The 17804-nt window shown below is 71.2% G+C and carries 14 protein-coding genes; 6 read left to right on the top strand and 8 right to left on the bottom strand.

Features of this window, described 5'->3' with window-relative positions; genetic code table 11:
* Positions 1–193: 193 nt before the first annotated feature.
* The gene (locus tag HUG12_RS20415) at positions 194–1366 is read left to right on the top strand and encodes a tyrosine-type recombinase/integrase (protein WP_179270740.1); all 1173 of its coding nucleotides are present in this window, start codon (positions 194–196) and stop codon (positions 1364–1366) included.
* A 107-nt stretch (positions 1367–1473) separates the two neighbouring features.
* Here the strand turns inward: HUG12_RS20415 and HUG12_RS20420 are convergent, their stop codons facing one another.
* Positions 1474–2070 (bottom strand): hypothetical protein, encoded by a 597-nt coding sequence (locus tag HUG12_RS20420; RefSeq protein ID WP_179270741.1) that lies wholly within the window; start codon positions 2068–2070, stop codon positions 1474–1476.
* Between the two features lie 319 nt (positions 2071–2389).
* Here HUG12_RS20420 and HUG12_RS20425 point away from each other — a divergent pair, with 319 nt between their 5' ends.
* A complete protein-coding gene (locus HUG12_RS20425; RefSeq protein WP_179270742.1) occupies positions 2390–5482 on the top strand; it encodes an FAD-binding and (Fe-S)-binding domain-containing protein in 3093 nt (1030 codons plus the stop codon).
* A gap of 77 nt (positions 5483–5559) precedes the next feature.
* Here the strand turns inward: HUG12_RS20425 and HUG12_RS20430 are convergent, their stop codons facing one another.
* Positions 5560–6786, bottom strand: a complete 1227-nt coding sequence (locus tag HUG12_RS20430; protein WP_179270743.1) for an FAD-dependent monooxygenase — start codon at positions 6784–6786, stop codon at positions 5560–5562.
* Positions 6787–6909: 123 nt separating this feature from the next.
* On the opposite strand from HUG12_RS20430, the gene HUG12_RS20435 reads away from it, so the two are divergent.
* The 3 genes from HUG12_RS20435 (at position 6910) to HUG12_RS20445 (ending at position 11395) form a co-directional block, all read left to right on the top strand.
* Entirely contained in the window at positions 6910–8388 is a 1479-nt protein-coding gene (locus HUG12_RS20435) for an aldehyde dehydrogenase family protein (protein WP_179270744.1), read from the top strand.
* Positions 8389–8715: 327 nt separating this feature from the next.
* Positions 8716–9588 carry a fumarylacetoacetate hydrolase family protein gene (locus tag HUG12_RS20440; protein WP_179270745.1) on the top strand — a complete coding sequence of 291 codons (873 nt, stop codon included), beginning with the start codon at positions 8716–8718 and terminating at the stop codon, positions 9586–9588.
* Between the two features lie 268 nt (positions 9589–9856).
* On the top strand, positions 9857–11395 hold the full coding sequence (locus tag HUG12_RS20445) for a DUF3179 domain-containing (seleno)protein (protein WP_179270746.1): 1539 nt from the start codon (positions 9857–9859) through the stop codon (positions 11393–11395).
* Between the two features lie 43 nt (positions 11396–11438).
* Here the strand turns inward: HUG12_RS20445 and HUG12_RS20450 are convergent, their stop codons facing one another.
* From HUG12_RS20450 to HUG12_RS20475, 6 genes are all read right to left on the bottom strand, one after another.
* The gene (locus HUG12_RS20450) at positions 11439–12521 is read right to left on the bottom strand and encodes a cupin domain-containing protein (RefSeq protein ID WP_179270747.1); all 1083 of its coding nucleotides are present in this window, start codon (positions 12519–12521) and stop codon (positions 11439–11441) included.
* Positions 12522–12677: 156 nt separating this feature from the next.
* Entirely contained in the window at positions 12678–12848 is a 171-nt protein-coding gene (locus HUG12_RS20455) for a hypothetical protein (protein WP_179270748.1), read from the bottom strand.
* Positions 12849–12906: 58 nt separating this feature from the next.
* Positions 12907–13317 (bottom strand): acyl-CoA thioesterase, encoded by a 411-nt coding sequence (locus HUG12_RS20460; protein WP_179270749.1) that lies wholly within the window; start codon positions 13315–13317, stop codon positions 12907–12909.
* Positions 13314–14027 carry an acetate--CoA ligase family protein gene (locus tag HUG12_RS20465; RefSeq protein ID WP_179270750.1) on the bottom strand — a complete coding sequence of 238 codons (714 nt, stop codon included), beginning with the start codon at positions 14025–14027 and terminating at the stop codon, positions 13314–13316. The genes HUG12_RS20460 and HUG12_RS20465 overlap by 4 nt, the downstream gene beginning before the upstream one ends.
* Positions 14020–15396: a CoA-binding protein gene (locus HUG12_RS20470; RefSeq protein WP_179270751.1), complete on the bottom strand. Its 1377-nt coding sequence runs from the start codon at positions 15394–15396 to the stop codon at positions 14020–14022. The genes HUG12_RS20465 and HUG12_RS20470 overlap by 8 nt, the downstream gene beginning before the upstream one ends.
* Before the next feature lie 84 nt (positions 15397–15480).
* Positions 15481–16110, bottom strand: coding sequence for an MBL fold metallo-hydrolase (locus HUG12_RS20475; RefSeq protein ID WP_179270752.1), 630 nt, complete (start codon positions 16108–16110; stop codon positions 15481–15483).
* A 216-nt stretch (positions 16111–16326) separates the two neighbouring features.
* Between HUG12_RS20475 and HUG12_RS20480 the strand changes: the two genes are divergently transcribed.
* Positions 16327–17736 carry an SLC13 family permease gene (locus tag HUG12_RS20480; protein WP_179270753.1) on the top strand — a complete coding sequence of 470 codons (1410 nt, stop codon included), beginning with the start codon at positions 16327–16329 and terminating at the stop codon, positions 17734–17736.
* The last annotated feature ends 68 nt before the right edge of the window (positions 17737–17804 follow it).

The following is a 17804-nucleotide window of genomic DNA, read 5'->3' on the forward strand; positions in this document are numbered from 1 at the left end:
CGCGGAGGGGGCTGCGAGGGGGCATTTGATATAGCGACATGAGATTCATCCGTCGGAGATTGGCCGTGAACGGCGGTGTCGGGTCCCAACGAGGCCGATATCGGCCGTTCGCGCCACCGCGCCAGTTCACCCGGTTGTAATCGAATACAACCAAGTGGTTATTTGTGGGTCGCCGCCCTCGGGGGAGCACGACATGGCCACCTCGGACACGAACGGCCCGGACCAGGGGGAACCCGCCATCCGGCGGCTGGTCGACGACTTCCTCGCCTCGAAGGAGGAGCGGGGCTCGGGGGCCTACGCCGCGAGCGCGGCCTCGGTGCTCGATCGGTTCGTCGACTGGCTGGGGGCACGCGACCGGACCCTCGCGGACCTGGACGACGACCGCCGCGGCCCGCAGGTCATGCGCGCGTACGCGAAGCACCTCCGTCGCCGGGCGACCGCCGAGGACGGCATCTCCGCGTCGACGGCCAACACCTACTACGCGTACGTGTCGGGCTGTCTCGGGTACGGGGTGCGGGACGTGGCGCTCTCGCGCAACCCCGCGCGGACCGAGGCGGCGCGCGAGGAGCTCCCGGCCATCGAGGGAAAACGCTCGGACCAGCAGTTCTGGTCCCGAGAGCAGCGCGAATCGCTCCTCGATCACGCCCGGGCGCGCGCCGGTGACGCCATAGTGGCCGAACCGTTCGAGGCGTACGCGGAGACGCGGGACCACGCGCTCGTGGCCGTGCTCGCGTTCGCGGGCGTCAGGGGTGCCGAAGTGCTCCGCCACCGGAAGGACGACCGCCGGGGGAGGGACGGCCTCCGGTGGTCCCGCGTGGACCTCGAAGCCGGCACGATGGAGGTGCTCGGCAAGTCGAAGACCGAGGGGAAGCGGTGGCAGCACGCCTCCCTGCCGGGCCCGGCGCGGGAGGCGCTCGGGACGCTCTACCGGGTCCAGCGCCCGCCCGTCGACGACTGGCCGGTGTTCGAGTCGAGCCACGCCCCCTCGCTGTGGGCTCGCGCGCGCGAGGAACTGGAAGGTCGCGGCGAGTCGGTGGAGACGCTGGTGGCGGCACGCGGTGACGTCCGCGAACTGCTCCGGGCCGAGCGCGTCGCCCCGCCCGCGCTCACGACCGACGGCGGGCGATCCGTCCTCCGCAGGCTCACGGGGGGGGCGGACGTCGACCCCCCGGACGGCGCCGACTACCTCGAGCCGCACGGCGCCCGTCGGGGCATCGGCGAGGAGCTCTACCGGATCGACCGGGGGCTCGCACAGGACCTGCTCCGCCACGAGGAACTGTCGACGACGCGGGACCACTACCAGCACATCGACGCGGCCGAGCGCACGCGCGAGATCGACGCCGAACTGGAACGGATCGGGGAGTAAAGCGGATCAAGGGGGAGGCGGAGCCGACCGGGTCGCTACCCGTCGGGCGACTCCTCGGTCCGCCGTCCGACGGTCACGGACGCGTCGGTCCCGGGACGGCCGCCCCGTCAGGTGTCGAGGCTCGTGTCCCGGAACCGTTCCCCGTCCTCGTCGCGCAACATCACCCCGGCGTTGGGGTGCTGGTCGGCGTCCTCGACGAGTTCCCCGCTCTTCCGCAGGTCCTGGAGCCGTGCTCGCGCCTCCTCGCGACTGATCCGGCCGACGACGGCGACGACGTCGACCAGCAACTGCTCGGGGACCCCCGGTCCGGCGCCGCCGCGGGCGACGTCGTCCACGGCCCCGTCGGCGTCCCCCTGCAGGAACTCGACGTACTCCTGGACGTCGGTCGAGCCGCCGAATCGCTCGTGCCACTCCGCCGGGAACAGGCTGATCCGATCGTCCTCCAGCCGATAGAGGTGGCCGTCGCCCGCCCACGTCTCGCTGTCCGTGAGGCTGTCGTCCAGTTCCTCGAGGAACGTGTCGAGGTCGACGCTCGCCTCGGGATCGGTTTCGAGCGCCTCCGCGTACGCCTCGACCGTCCCGCGCGGGACGCCCGGGCGGTCGTCGTCGTGGCTCCGCTCCACGAGCGAGACGACGTCCTCGATCAGCATCGTCCGGCCGCCGTGGCGGATCTCCTCCAGGACGTTCGCGTCGAGTTCGACCATGGTGGCGGTACGGTCGTGACCTCAATAAACGACGGGTCGACGTTCGTATCGCATGGTGATCGTATCACGACGGATTGGTGACCGGGCCGGACGTGGATCGAAACCGGACGCCGAACGGGGAGAACGGAGTCGTACGAGGCAAAACACCGGAATCGCGTGGGACGTTCGGATCGCTCATCGTTCCGGGACGAGCACTCGCCGATCGGATACGTCCACCTGACATGACTACCACACCTATATATAAGGTATATGTCATCAGGGCGGACGTCGCCCGGCGTCGACGGTTCGGACTGCGGGTCGATCGACGCGGGCGCGAGCCATGTCGCTGTCGAACCCTTTACCACCTCGCGGGTGTCAGGGTTCCACAACTGACTCGAGTGAAACACACGTGACGGCAAGCGAACGACACTCCCCGTTCGAGGAGGAGCACGACGACCCGGCGACCGACGCACGCGCGAACTACGACTACGCGGGCGAGACCGTCGAGCGACCGGCGCTCGTGGCCGACATCGAGGGACTCGTCGACGGCGAGGTCCGCTTCGACGAGTACACCCGCCAACTGTACGCCACCGACGCGAGCATCTACGAGGTGACGCCGGTCGGCGTCGTCTTCCCGCGGGACACCGCCGACGTGAGCGCGACCGTCGAGTACTGTGCCGAGCGGGAGATCCCCGTGCTCCCCCGGGGGGGCGGCACCAGCCTCGCCGGCCAGGCCGTCAACGAGGCGGTCGTCCTCGATCTGGCCCGCCACATGGACGACGTCGTCGAGGTCGACCCCGACGCCCGACGCGCGCGCACCCAGGCCGGCGCCGTGCTGGCCGACGTCAACGCGGAACTGGCCCCGCACGGGCTGAAGTTCGCGCCCGACCCGGCCGCAGGCAACCGGAGCGTCATCGGCGGCGCCATCGGCAACAACTCGACGGGCGCCCACTCGCTGAAGTACGGCAAGACCGACGCCTACGTCGAGTCCTGTGAAGTCGTCCTCGCGGACGGCACGGTCACGACGTTCGGCGAACTCACGCTCGCGGAACTCCGCGACCGCGCGGACCCCGGGGGCGACCTCGAGGCCCGCATCCACGCCGAGGTCGCCCGGATCGTCGACGAGGACGCCGACGAGGTGGTGGCGCGCTACCCCGACATGAAGCGGAACGTCTCGGGGTACAACCTCGACGTGCTGATCGAGGAGGCGCGCGAGGGATCGGTGAACCTGGCGCGCCTGCTGGCCGGCAGCGAGGGGACGCTCGCGGTCGTCACGGAGGCCGAGGTGTCGCTCGAACCCGTGCCGGAGACGAAGTCGCTCGCGTTCCTGACCTACCGGAGCGTCGTCGACGCGATGGAGGACGTGCCCCGCATCCTCGAACACGACGCGGCCGCCGTCGAACTCATCGACGACGTGCTGCTCGACCTCGCGCGCGACACCGCCGAGTTCGAGGAGGTCGCGGGGATGCTCCCCGACGGGACCGAAGCGGCGCTGCTGGTCGAGTTCTACGCCGAGACGGACGCGGCCGGCGAGCGGAAGGTCGCCGACCTGATCGCCGACCACGTGCCCGACGGGGGTGGGGACGCGGGCGCCGAGGGCACCGACGACACGCCCGCGTTCGCGGCGCTCGAGGCCCACGACGACGCCGAGCGGGCGGCGTTCTGGAAGCTCCGCAAGTCGGGGCTCCCCATCCTGCTGGGCCGGACCTCGGACGCGAAGCACGCCTCGTTCATCGAGGACTGCGCCGTGCCGCCCGAGCACCTGGCCGAGTACGTCCAGGGGTTCCAGGAGATCCTCGCCGAGCACGACACGTTCGCGTCCTTCTACGCGCACGCGGGCCCGGGGGTCCTCCACGTCCGCCCGCTCGTGAACACCAAGGAACCCATCGAGGTCGAGGCGATGGAGTCCATCGCGGACGCGGTCACCGACCTGGTCGTCGAGTACGGCGGGTCGGTGTCCGGGGAACACGGCGACGGGCGCGCCCGGACCCAGTGGAACCGGAAGCTGTACGGCGACGCGCTCTGGGAGACGTTCCGCGACCTGAAGGCAGCGTTCGACCCGGACTGGCTGCTCAACCCCGGGCAGGTCTGTGGCGACGCGAGGATGACCGAGAACCTCCGGTTCGACCCCGAGTACGAGTTCGACGCCGGCCTCGACCCCGCGCTCGAGTGGGACAACGAGAACGGCTTCCGGGGGATGGCGGAACTCTGTCACGGCTGTGGCGGCTGTCGGGGCAAGCAGGACACGACCGGCGGCGTCATGTGTCCGACCTACCGGGCCGCCAACGAGGAGATGCTCTCGACCAGGGGGCGGGCGAACATGCTGCGGCAGGCGATGAGCGGCGACCTCCCGGAGGGCGAGCAGTTCGACGTGGAGTTCATGCACGAGGTGTTGGAGCTCTGCATCGGCTGCAAGGGCTGTTCGCGCGACTGTCCCAGCGAGGTCGACATGGCGAAGCTGAAGGCCGAGGTGACCCACGAGTACCACGAGCGCAACGGGTCGAGCCTCCGCGACCGCCTGTTCGCGAACGTGGACACGTTCGCCGCGCTCGGGAGCGCGACCGCCCCCGTCTCGAACTGGGCGACGAAGGTGCCCGGCGCCCGCCGCGCGCTGGAGGCGGCCGTGGGGATCAGCCGCGACCGCGAACTGCCGGCGTTCGAGCGCGAGACGCTGCTCGACTGGTGGGCCGACCGGGGGCCCCGGGTCCCCGAGTCCGACGCGGCCCGGAAGGCGGTGCTGTTCCCGGACACGTTCACGAACTACGCGAACCCGGCGCTCGGGAGGGCGGCGGTCCGCGTGCTCGAGGCCGCCGGCGTCCACGTGGACGTGGCGGAGCAGACGGACTCCGGGCGGCCCGCCCACTCGAAGGGGTTCCTCGACCGGTCGCGGGCGGCCGCGGCGGCGAACGTCGAGGCGCTCGAACCGCGAGTCGCGGACGGCTGGGACGTCGTGCTCGTCGAGCCCTCCGACGCCGTGATGTTCCAGTCGGACTACCGCGACCTGCTCGGCGAGGAAGCCGACCCGCTCGCGAGCAACACGTACGGCGCGTGCGAGTACGTCGATACGTTCCGGCTGGACGAGGGAGTGGACTGGGCGGCCCCGGCGGAGTCGGACCCGCTGGTGTACCACGGCCACTGCCACCAGAAGTCCACGAAGAAGGATCACCACGCGGTCGGCGTGCTCCGGCGGGCCGGCTACGAGGTGGCTCCGCTCGACTCCGGATGCTGTGGGATGGCGGGGACGTTCGGCTACGAGGCCGAGCACGACTCGCTCAGCCGCGCCATCGGGGGCATCCTCGGCGATCAGATCGCGGACGCACCGGACGGGACGGTGGTCGCGCCGGGCGAGTCCTGTCGCTCGCAATTGGAAGACGTCGTGGGCGAGCGGGAGCCGCCCCACCCCGTCGAGGCGTTGGCGGCCGCGCTGGACTGATCGGTGCGGTCGTACGGTCTGCCGGGCCGGCCCCGTCGCGTCCCGGCCGCGTTCCTCGGCGGAAGCCTGCCGGCCGTTCAGTACCGGCCGACGTTCGCGATCGGCGGGCCGCCCCGCGGCCCGTACGGCGCGTCGTCGAGCCACTCGCCGGCGTCCTCCCAGTAGTCGGACAGCCCCGCGGCGGCCCGCTTCTTGAACTTCGTCACGACGCCGTCGCCCTGGAGGTACTCGAGCGCCTCGCCGGCGGCGTTCTTGTTGTACTCGGCGGCCGTCTCGCGCCGGGAGGCGTACAGTTCGACCTCGGCGCGGGCGACGCCGCGGCTCCTGGCCCGCGAGGCGACCGCGATGGCCGAGGCCGCCTCGTCGGCGTCGGCGATGCCGGAGTTCATCCCCCGGGCGCCGAACGGCGCGAACAGGTGGCCGGCCTCGCCCGCGAGCAGCACCCGCCGGTGCTCGTCGACGAACGTGTCCGCGGTGACCTGCTTGAACTGGTAGGAGGAGACCCACGCGACGCGGTCGCGGTAGCGCTCGCCGAGCGTCGTCGCGACCATGTCGCTCACGGCCTCGTCGCTGGCGAGGCGCTCGGGGTCGTCGGTCACCTTGCACTGGATGTCGACGCGCCACCCGCCCGTGAACGGGACGAGCAGGACGTTCCGGCCGTCCAGGTCCGGGTGGTCGTAGTGGAACACGCGCTCGTGGTCGCGCGGGTTCTCGGGGTCCTCGTCGACGTCTGCGATGATGAACGAGTTCTCCGACTGGCTCCCGTCGAACTCGGAGCCGATCTCCTTGCGGACCGTCGAGCCGGCGCCGTCGGCGCCGACGACGTACGGCGACTCCCACTCCTCGCCGTCCTCGGTCACGACGCGGACGCCGTCGGCGCTCGACTCGACCGTCTCGACCGTCGAGTCCCAGTGGACGTCGACGCCGACCTCCTCGAGCGTCTCGAGGAGGAAGTCCTCGGTGTCGACCTGCGGCAGGCTGGTGAAGTGGGGCAGGTCGCCGCTGCCGCCGGGGGTGGAGTAGGTGCGCGAGAACACCTCCTTGCCCCGCCACAGCGTCCGCCGGGTGGGCCACACGAGGCCGGCGTCGGCGAGCCGCTTCCCCAGCCCATCGTGGTTGCGTTCGAGGGTGTGGAGCGTCGAGCCGTGCACGTAGATCGCCCGGCTTCCCGGCCGTTCACGGTCCTCCGACTCCGCCTCGAGGACGACGGCCGGAACGCCCCGCGCCTCCAGCGCGAGCGCGGCGGTCATCCCGGTCGGCCCGGCACCGGCGACGACGACGGGTTCGTCGTGACTCTCGGACATACACCGGGCTTTCGAGGGTGCACCCAAAGCGGTTTTGGTTACCACACCACGTCCTCGCCGTCGCGAGCGCCGTTCGTGTTATCTCACCCCAAGGTTGAATAGCCAGTTTGCGAAGGTGCACGCATGGCGCAGGAAGCCGCGGAGAGCCTCGGAATCGGCGGGAACTGGGATCGCATGTACGTCGACGGGGAGTGGCGCGAGACGTCCGATCGACGACGGCTGAGCGTGGAGAACCCCGCGACGCGAGAGGAGATTGCCACCGTCCCCGAGGGGAGACCCGAGGACGTGGACGAGGCGTTCGAGGCGGCGCTCGCCGCCCAGGAGGGGTGGGCGGCCCGGCCCCCGCAGGCGCGCGCGGAGGTCGTCCAGGCGGCGATGCACGTGATGGACGAGCACGGGGACGAACTGTCGGAGGTGCTCATCGCCGAGGGCGGGAGCACCCACGTGAAGGCCCACACCGAACTCGACGTCCTCGCACCCGGGATGATGGCCGAGGCGGCCGGTTTCCCGACGCGCTCGCAGGGGACCCACTCCGACTCGGTCATCCCCGGCAAGGAGAACGAGGTCCGGCGGGTGCCGAAGGGCGTCGTCGGCGTCATCACGCCGTGGAACGTCCCGTTCCACCTGTCGATGCGCGCGGTCGCGCCCGCCATCGCGCTCGGCAACGCGGTCGTGCTGAAGCCGGCGCCCGAGACGCCCATCGGCGGCGGCCTCGCGCTCGCGAAGGTGTTCGAGGAGGCGGGGCTCCCGCCGGGCGTGCTCAACGTGGTCCCGGGCGGGGCCGACCCCGGCGACGCCGTCGCCTCCCACCCCGACGCGGACGTCGTCTCGTTCACCGGCTCCTCGGAGGTCGGGAAGCTCGTCGCACGGAACGCGGGCGAGAACCTCTCGCTGCCGGCGCTCGAACTCGGCGGCAACAACCCCCACGTCGTGCTGGAGGACGCGGACCTCGACCTGGCGGTCGACACGGCCGTTTTCGGCTCGTTCTTCCACCAGGGGCAGATCTGCATCTCCATCAACCGCCACCTCGTCCACGAGTCGCTGTACGACGAGTACGTCGACGGGCTGGCCGAGCGCGCGGCGGCGCTGGAGGTCGGCGACCCCGCCGAGGGCGCGGACGTGGGGCCGATCATCAACGAGCAACAGCGCGACCAGATGGTCCAGTTCGTCGAGGAGAGCGTCGACGCCGGCGCCCGCGTCGTCGCCGGCGGCGGCCACGAGGACCTGTTCGTCGAGCCGACGGTGCTCGCGGACGTGACGAACGACATGCCGACCGCGTGTAACGAGCACTTCGGCCCCATCGCGCCGGTCATCCCCTTCTCGGACGAGGAGGAGGCCCTCGAGATCGCCAACGACACCGAGTACGGGCTCACCGGCTCGGTCGTCTCGGAGGACCTGGGGCGGGCGAAGGCGGTCGCCCGCCGCATCGACGCGGGGATGGTCCACGTCAACGACCAGCCGATCAACGACGAGCCCCACGTCCCGTTCGGCGGCGTGAAGGCGTCCGGGATGGGCCGCTACAACGGCGAGGCCATCCTGCGCGAGCTCACCGAGGAGCGCTGGATCTCCGTCCAGCACGAGCCGCGGGAGTTCCCGATCTGACTGGCGGTTCGACGGGCGGATTCCCACGGCGCGTGCCGGCGCAGACGGAGCCGCGCCGGATGCGAGCGGGGGATGAGTGACCGACCGAGTGCCAGCGAGGGAGGGGCGAATCGGACGGAGAGGGCGAGGTGCGGTCGGGCGGGACTGAAAGGGGCCGCGGCTGTCGGGAACTTCGTCGCGACGCCCGAACGGATTCAGGAGCCGACCCGCACACGAGCTTTCGAGGTCGTCCCTGTCGCACCCTGACCGCGACCGCACCTCCGATCGACCCGGCAACACGAGGACCGATGGGCATGTTTTATGGTCGCACTCCCCCCACGACCTCCCATGCGATTCGTCCACTTCGACGAGGGACGTCTGGGGCTGTTGACCGACGACGGCGTCGTCGACCTGACCGACCGCCTCGGCATCGACGCAGAGGACCCCCTCATCGAGTACATGGAGGGGGACTACGACGCGAGCGAGTACGCGGACGCCGACCCCGACTTCGACCGCGAGGAGGTCGACCTCCGCTCGCCCGTCCAGCGGCCGGGCAAGGTGATCGCCGCGCCGCTCAACTACGAGAAGCACATCGAGGAGGCCATCTCCGACAGGGACATCACCACCGAGGAGTGGTTCTCCATCGAGGACAAGGGCTACTTCCTGAAGGCGCCCTCGAGCGTCGTCGGCCCGGACCACGGCGTCGAACTCCCGTTCTCGGACCGCCGGACGGACCACGAGATCGAACTCGCGTTCGTGATGGGCAAGGAGGCCAAGGACGTCCCCGCCGAGGAGGCGTGGGACCACATCTTCGGCTACACGATCCTGCTCGACATCTCGGTGCGGGGCGACCAGGACCGCTCGAACCGGAAGTCCTACGACACGTTCACGGTGATCGGCCCGTGCGTCGTCACCGCCGACGAGATCGACGACCCGCAGGACCTCGAGATGGAGCTGCAGCTCAACGGCGAGACGCGCCAGCAGGAGAACACCGGCGACATGGTGTACACCTGCGCGGACGTCGTCCAGTACGCCTCCATCGGCGCCACCGTCGAGGTCGGCGACGTCATCACCACGGGCACGCCCGAGGGCGTGAGCGAACTCCACGACGGCGACGTCATCGACGCCGAGATCGAGGACGTCGGCTCGATGACCGTCGACGTGACCGGGGGGGACGTGGCGTTCGCGGACGTCGACGTGGCCAAGGGCGGCCAGGAGTAGGTCGGGACTCGGTTCGGGTGTCGTTTTTCCGTTCGGTGATGGTCCGTCGTGAGCGGAAGCGGTACGGTTCGGCTCCGTGAACAAGGCGTACGGTCCGGTGAACGCCTCGAAAGCCCCCGCACTCACAGCCGCGCGCCAACCGGCTGATTCACCACCGGACGTCAGGAGAAGCCGTCACGCGAACCCCTCGAACCGACGTCGCCTCACGCGCCACGACCGATCCCGACGCGAATCTTTTAGCCGCGCTCGGGCGAAGAGGCACGACACCGTGTCATCTCACTCCGACGCCCGACTCGACGACCTCGACGACCTCGTCGACCGCCTGCTCGTCCGCGACGCCGACGAGCACGCGGCGGCGGTCGAGGAACTCGCCGAGGCGGGCGACGAGCGGGTCGTCCCCCACCTGCTCGAACTCCTCGTGATCGACGCCATCGCGAACGACTGGGAGCGGTTCGGCTTCCCCGAGGTGCTCCGCAAGCACTCGCCGCCGCGCTACCTCGAACTCCCGGAGGTGCGCTGGCCGGGCGTCCGGGACGCGCTCGCCGCCCTGGCGGAGCCGGACTTCGACTCGCCCCACGCCTGGGTCGAGTGGGAGTCGTGGTACTCGCAGCAGGGGATCGAGCCGCTGGCGGGCTTCGACGAGTGGAAGCTGCGGCTCTACAGGTCGTACCTCCCGCCCGTCGGCGGCCTCCTCGACGCGGAGCCGCGGTCGTTCGACCTCCAGGACGTCAGGTGGGGCAACTGCGACCGGTCGTTCCTCGCGGCGCTGAACGCGCCCGACTTCGTCCCCGGCGACGCGGTGGACGCGTCGGGCGGCGACGCGTCCGCGGACGGCGACGGAACGGACGACGCGACCGCCGCCGAGCACGACGGATCGACCGACGACGCAGCGGGTACGGGCGACGAGTACGAGCGCTACCTGAAGGACGGCGACACGGTCTTCGGCTTCGAACTCGGCGGCGTCGCCTACGCGGTGCCGCGCTGGGTGCTGTTCCCGCACGAACTCCTGAACGCCGTGCTGGAAGGGGTCCCCGTGAGCCTCACCTACTGCACGCTGTGTAACGCGCCCATCCTCTACGACCGGCGCGTCGGCGGCTCCACCGCCGCCGGCGGCGACGACGACCGGGACGTCCTCACCTTCGGCAGTTCGGGGATGCTCGCGTCGGGCAACAAGGTGATGTACGACGAGGAGACCGAGACGCTGTGGGACCAGCACGCGGGCGTCCCCATCGCCGGCGACTACCTCGCCGAGGACCCGGACCTCGTGCTCGACGTGCTGTCGGTCACCCAGACCACGTGGGGCGAGTGGAAGGACGAGTACCCCGACACGCTGGCGCTCGACGTCGACACCGGCTACGACTTCGACTACTCCCACTACGACGGCGAACTCGGCATCTTCCGGCACTACTGGGAGAACGGGGACGTCGTCCAGCCCGGGGTCCGCCGGGAGGAGGGCGAACTCCCCGAGAAGGCCGAGGTGTACGGCGTCGTCGGAGACGAGGCGAGCGAGGTGTGGGTCGTCCCGCGCGACGCGCTGGCCGACATGAACGTCGTGACCGGCGAGGCGGCGGGTCGCGAGGTGGTCGCGTTCCTCGACGCGACCGACGACGTGGCCGTCTACGAGGCGCCGCCGACGCCCGTGGAGCTGGTCGCGGACGGGCTCCGGGACGCCGAGGGGGACCTCTGGGCCGTACACCGGAACGAACTGCACAGCCAGGACGGCGAGACCCGCGAGCGCGTCGTCGGCCGACACGGCCTCTGGTTCGCCTTCCGGACCCACTACGACCGGGCCACGGTCCTCCGGTGAGCCGGAACCCCATTTCGTGGTCGCGACCGCCCGTAGGGGGCGATCAGGACGACGGCTCGGCCTCGGCGTAGAAGTTGAACGCCTCGAACACCGGCCGGTCGGTCATGCCCAGCAGGATCGCCTCGCCGTCCGGTTCGTGGTGGTGGACCCCGTCCGGGGGGACCACGAAGACGTCCCACTGGCCCCACTCGAGCGCCTCGTCGCCGACGTGGGTGACGCCCTCGCCCTCGATGACGAAGTACACCTCCGTCGCGTTGTGGAAGTGCGGGTCCGTCGGCTCGGTCAGGAGCTGGGCCCGGAACGACATCGTCGGGAACAGCGGCTCCTTCCCCGTCGCCGGGTTGACGTACGCGAGGCTGTAGCCGTCGTGCGGGTCGGGTTCATCGTTGTCGGACCGCTGGCGCAGCGACTCGAGCATCTCGTCCCAGCCGAAGCGGTACGGCGGCGTCGCCTCCCGGACCCCCTCGAACGGGCCCGGAATCTCGCCGTCGGACCGCTCGTTGGCGGGTCGCCCCCGCCCGTACTGGGAGTCCCAGTAGCCCTGGGTCTTCGTCACCGGCTGGCGCTCGAGTTCGTGGTTCTCGAACACCTGTCGCTTGTTGAGCGAGTCGAGGAACAGCGGCAGGTCGAGCACGTCGAGCCACGCGGCCGTCTCGTCCGAGTCGTTGACGTGGTCGTGCCACTCCCACTGTGGCGTCGTGACGAGGTCGTTGTCCCGCATCGGGAACTCCTCGCCCGCGACGACCGTCTTCATCTCCTCGTGCCCGTCGATGGTGAAGCGGAGGGCGTTCGCCGAGTGCCGGTGTGACGGGGCGGTCTCGCCGGGCGAGACGGTCTGGACGCCGACGTAGATGGTGTTCGAGATGGCGTTCCCGAGCGAGGTGTTGATCGGGACCGCGACCCGCCGCTGGAACCCCGGCGGCAACTCGGCGATGGGGACGTCCGCCTCGATGCCGTCGATGGCGGCCTGGATGTCGTCCCAGTGCCAGACGTCCGCCTCGGGGTCGTCCATCACGTTCCCGAAGTCGTCCTCCACCTCCCACAGCGGGCGGAGGCCGTGCTCGTCGAGGAGATCTCGGGTGTCCGAGCTCATCTCCAGGAGCTCCTCCGGCTCTTGCTGGGCCATGGACAAAGGTTGGCACAGATTCATCATAAGTGTACTGGACGCGTACCCCCGCCGGTCGCCTCCGTCGTCGGATCTGCTCGCTCGCCCCCGGCGATGAGGTCGGTCGGCCGCGACGCCACCCGGCGAGCTGCCACGTCGTTTCCGCCGTCCTCGGGGCTACACCTGCGCGTCGAATATCTCGCCCGAGGGGAACACGGACCGGCAGTCCTCACAGACCATCTGCCCCTGGATGGCGTACTCCCAGAGCTTCCCGCCGCAGCTCAGGCAGTCGAAGTGCGCCCGGACGAACGGGTTCGACTCCGCGTAGATGTTGTCGAAATCGGCCATGTCCGTACGTGGCGGCGGGAGCCATAAAAATCATGTCGCCCCCGGCGACGCGGACGGCTCAGTCGGCGGCGTACGGCTCCATCGCCGCCCGGAGGTCGTCGGGCAGGTCCATCGATCCGTCGCCGCCCCGGCGGGCACACACCCGCTGTTCGTACCCCGAGAACGCCACCTCGCCGTCGTTCCGCGCGACGTACTCGAAGCGGACGCTGCGGGTCCCGAGGCTCGGCGTCAGTTCGACGGTCACGTCGTCGCCCGCCTCCACCGGCCGCTCGAACTCGAAGTTCATCTCGACGAGCGGCAGCCCGAACCCCCGCTCCCGGGAGATCTCCCAGAACGGGAAGCCGATCTCCTGGACGAACATGTCCGAGGTCTCGTGGATGGCGTCGACGATGCGCGGGTAGTGCGCGATGCCGAACGGGTCCGTGTCCGAGAAGCGGACCGTCCAGACGCGCTCGAACGACCGGCTCATCGCTCACCGTCCTCCAGCAGGACGAGCGCGTCGAGTGCCACCGCGCCACCTGCGCCCGCCAGCACGGGGTTCACGTCGACCTCGGCGATCCCCTCGCGTTCGACCAGCAGATCGCCGACCGCACACACCACGTCCGCGAGCGCGTCCACGTCCGCGGCCGGCCCGCCGCGGTATCCCGCGAGCAACTTCGCCGCGGTCAGTTCCTCGATGGCCTCGCGCGCTTCCCCGCGGTCGAGGGGCGCCAGCCGGTGGCTCGTGTCCTCGTACACCTCCGTGAAGACGCCGCCGAGCCCCGTCAGCACGACCGGGCCGAACGAGGGGTCCCGCAGCCCCCCGACGATGACCTCGGTCCCGGCGTCCACGTCGCGGGCCTCCTCGACGAGCACCTCGGCGTCGATCCCCTCCGCGTCCGCGGCGTCGAACACGCGCTCGGCGGCCGTCTCGACCGCATCGCGGTCCGCGAGGCCGAGCGCGACGCCCGCGCCGTCGGCCCACTCGCTCTTGTGGGCCACCGACGGCGAGGAAACCTTCAGGACGACCGGGAAGCCGATATCGGCTGCCGCGTCGGCGGCCGCTGCCGGGTCGTCGGCGACGGCGAACTCGGTCGTCGCCACGCCCGCGTTCGCGAGCAACGCCTTCGCCTCGGCCTCCGTGAGCGTCGTCCGCCCGTCCGCCCGGGCCGCGGCGACGGGGTCGTCGGACTCAGACATCGGCGCTCACCTCCGCCTCCGCGGCGCCGTCCCCCAGCCCCGCGTACCGCGCGAGGAGCGCGGTCGCCTCGGCCGCCCGTTCGGGCGAGGTGAACGTCGGCACGCCCGCCTCGCGCAGCGCCGCGAGTTCGTCGTCCATCGCCCCCGGCGGCCCCTCCGAGGCGAACAGGACCGGCTTGCCGACGCGCTCGGCCAGGCCGTCGAGCGCGTCGACGGGGAAGCCGAGCGCCTCCTCGAACAGTTCGTACACGAGGACGACGTCGACGGCGTCGTCGGCCGCGACGGTCTCGATCAACTCGCCGAACTCGGGCATCGGCCGGCCCGTGTCGACCGGGTTGTCCGCGAACGTGATCCCCGGGAGCACCTCCTCGACGCGCTCCTGGGTGTCCTCGGAGAGTTCTGGGAGCGTCGCGCCGGCGCGCTGGAGGCGGTCGGCGACGATGATTCCGGGCCCGGCCTGGGCGGTCACGACGCCCACGTTCGCTCCCCCGGGCGCGGGCGAGTTCGCCAGCGCGAGGCCCGCGTCGAGCAGCGCGGAGGTCGAACCGACCGTGGGGACGCCGTACTGGGCGAACCCCGCCGTGTAGAGGTCGTGATCGCCCGTGAGCGCCCCGGTGTGCGACTCGGCGAACTCGCCGACGTCGGACTGGCCGACCTTGTACGCGACGACGGGCGTCTCGGCAGCGCGGCACGTTTCGAGCAGCGAGCGACCGTCGTCGGTCCCCTCCACGTGGAGGACGATGGCGCCGGTGGCCGCGTCGCCGTCGAAGTAATCGATCGCCTCCTCGAAGCCGACGTTCGCTCGGTTGCCCAGTCCCACCATCGCCGAGATCCCGCGCCCCTCCCGCAGCGCCTGGAAGGCGAGTTGATGGGCCACACCGCCGCTCTGGGCGAGTATGGCGACGTTGCCGGGGCGGAACCCCTCGACGCCGCTGGCAAAGGAGGCGAGCAGGTTCGACCGCGGCACGACGAAGCCGCTCGTGTTCGGGCCCAGCAGCGCCACGTCGCCGGCGGCGGCCACCTCGACGATGCGCTCCTGGAGCGCCTCGCCCTCCTCGCCGGCCTCGGCGAAGCCGCCGGCGTAGATGACTGCGCCGCCGACGTCCGCCTCGCCGCACTCCTCGAGCACGTCGGGGACGACCGGGCCGGGCACGCAAAGCAGCGCGAGGTCGACGGGTTCGTCGACGTCGGCCACCGAGGGGACGAACTCCTCGCCGAGGACGCTGCCCTCGGCGGACGGGTTGACGGGGTAGACCCGGCCGTCGAACTCGACGGCGTTGGCCATCGCCTCGTAGCCGATCTTCCGCTCGTCGGTGGAGGCGCCGACGACCGCCACGGTCCCCGGATCGAACAGGCGTGTCAGGTTCACACAGGCACGTCGGGTGAACCGGCTAAATCGTTTTCCCTAGCGGGTGGTGGTACGCCGATCAGGACCGGAACGCGGGAACCGACTCTACGACGGCTTCCCGGCGAAGTTCACGAACCGGTCGAGCGCCCCGCTCGCGTCGGTCGTGACGCTGGAGCCGTGGTAGACGAGGCCGACGTCGAACTCGTACCCGAGGAGCCGTTCGAGGTTCGCGTCCGCCGCGTCGAGGTCGGCCGAGAAGAACGCCGGCGGGAGCACGAACCCGCCCGCCGGCAGGCCGCGGGCGTCCGAGCCGAACGCGGCGTCCCCGAGGACGGCGACGCCCGCCGACTCGTCGACGAGCGCGTGGTGGTCGGCGGTGTGGCCGGGCACGTGGACGGCGACGAACGGTCCGATCTCCGCGCCGTCGCCGTACCGGTGGGTCGGGCTGTACCTCCCGTCGATATCGGTCCCCTCGGGAACCCACGTCTCGAGGTCGTACCGCTCGGCGAGGGTCGCCAGCCCGCCCACGTGGTCGGGGTCGCCGTGGGTGACGACGAGCCGCTCCGGCTCGACGCCGAGTTCGTCGAGCCGCTCGGCCGCCGCGTCGGTCGTGTCCTCGAGGCCGGCGTCGACGAGCGTCGGCACGTCGCCGTCGAACAGGAAGACGCGGTACCGGCCGCCGTTCAGCTCCGTCAGGGTCAGGTCGTACACGTCGGGTGCGATCTCCTCGATCATCGCTGATGACGTCTCCTCGCGGACGCGGCAAAGGTGTTTCCGCCGGACCGGCGTCCCCGTCGGGCGGCCGGCCCTCCGCCGCCCCGCGCCGTCCGCGTTCCGCCGGGTCCTCGCCCCGCCGTCGGCGCCGCGCCGCGGTCCTCGGCGGGAACCGTCCGCCGCCGGTTCCGAAACACACATGCCACGAACGTCCGTGGCCGGAGGTACCACGTCACCATGACGGACCACCCCGACCTCCGCGCCCGGATCCCGGCGGCCGTCGACCCGTCGTGGCTCTCGGTGCCCGCGGGCCTGCTCGCGGCCGCCGGGGCGTTCGCGTACGCGCCGGTCGGCCGGGACGCGGCCGTCATGCTCGCCATCACGCTGTTCTGTGTCGCCCTCTGGATCGGTTCGCCGGTCGAGCCGTGGTTCACCGGGCTCGTCTGTCTCGGCCTCGTCGGCGTGACGTTCTCCTCGGAGCTCGCGCTCGTCGGGTTCCGCTCGCCCGCGACGTGGCTCGTCGTGCTCGGCATCCTGCTCGGCGAGGCGACCCGGCAGAGCGGGCTCGCGAACCTCGTCGAGCGCCGGGTGCTCCACGCGATGCCGGGCGCCGGAACGATGACCGCCACGGGGACGTACCGGTTCCTCCTCCTCGCCCTGTCGGCGGCCGCCCTGGGCTTCGTCGTGCTCGTCCCCTCCGCGCTCGTCCGCGTGCTCATCCTCGGGCCCATCCTCGTCTCGGTCGGCGACGTGTTCGCCGAGCGCCGGCCGAAGGTCGGCCTGTTCCTCGGCCCGCTGTTCGTCACCTACTACGGCGGCACCGGGATCCTCACCGGCTCGCTCGCGAACATCATCATCACCGGCCTCGTCGAACCGGCCGGGCTCTCCATCGGCTGGGTCGAGTGGGCGACGTGGCTCGGACCGGTGATGACCGTCGGCAGGTCGCTGGCCGTCGTCGCGGTCGCCTACGTCCTCTACCGGCCGCGCGAGTCGGCCGCGCTCGACCCCGCGGCCGGGTCGGCCGAGCGCCCCGGCGTCTCCCCGACCGAGCGCCGGATGCTGGCGTTCCTGCTCGTCGGCGTCGCCGTCTGGGCGACCGACTCGATCCACGGGCTCCACCCGCTGTACGGCGCGCTGGTCGTCGCGCTGCTCGCGTTCGCCCCCCGGATCGGCGTCGTCGGCTCGGAGGCGGTGGCCGAGGCGGACTTCTCCATCGTCTTCTTCCTCGGGGCCATCTTCGCCATCGCGGAGGGGCTCCAGCGGACCGCGTTCACCGCCGTCGCGGCCGAAGCCGTCCTCTCGCGGATGCCCGCGGACGCGTCGCTCCCGCTCGTCCTCGTCTTCGTCGTCGCCGCCGCCATCGCGCTCACGTTCGTGATGGAGGGACTCGCGGTCGCGAGCGTGCTGACGCCCGTGCTCGTCCCGTTCGCCGCGAGCGCGGGCATCCCGCTGCTCCCGGTCGCGCTGACCGAGGCGGTCGCGCTCAACACCTACTTCTTCCCGTACCAGTCGGCCGTGCTCGTCGCCATCCTGGGGCTGGACGTGGTCGACTCGATGGAACTGGTCAGGATGACGGCCGTCTGCTCGCTCGTCACGCTCGTCGTCCTCCTCCCGATCCAACTCGCGATCTTCGCGGTCGCGTTCTGACCCGGTCGGGGTCGCGACGGTCGGACGGGGGCGGACCGGGACGAACCGGGCGGATCGGAACGAATTGG

Origin of the sequence: Halorarum salinum, assembly GCF_013402875.1 — an archaeon.
Lineage (GTDB): Archaea > Halobacteriota > Halobacteria > Halobacteriales > Haloferacaceae > Halorarum > Halorarum salinum.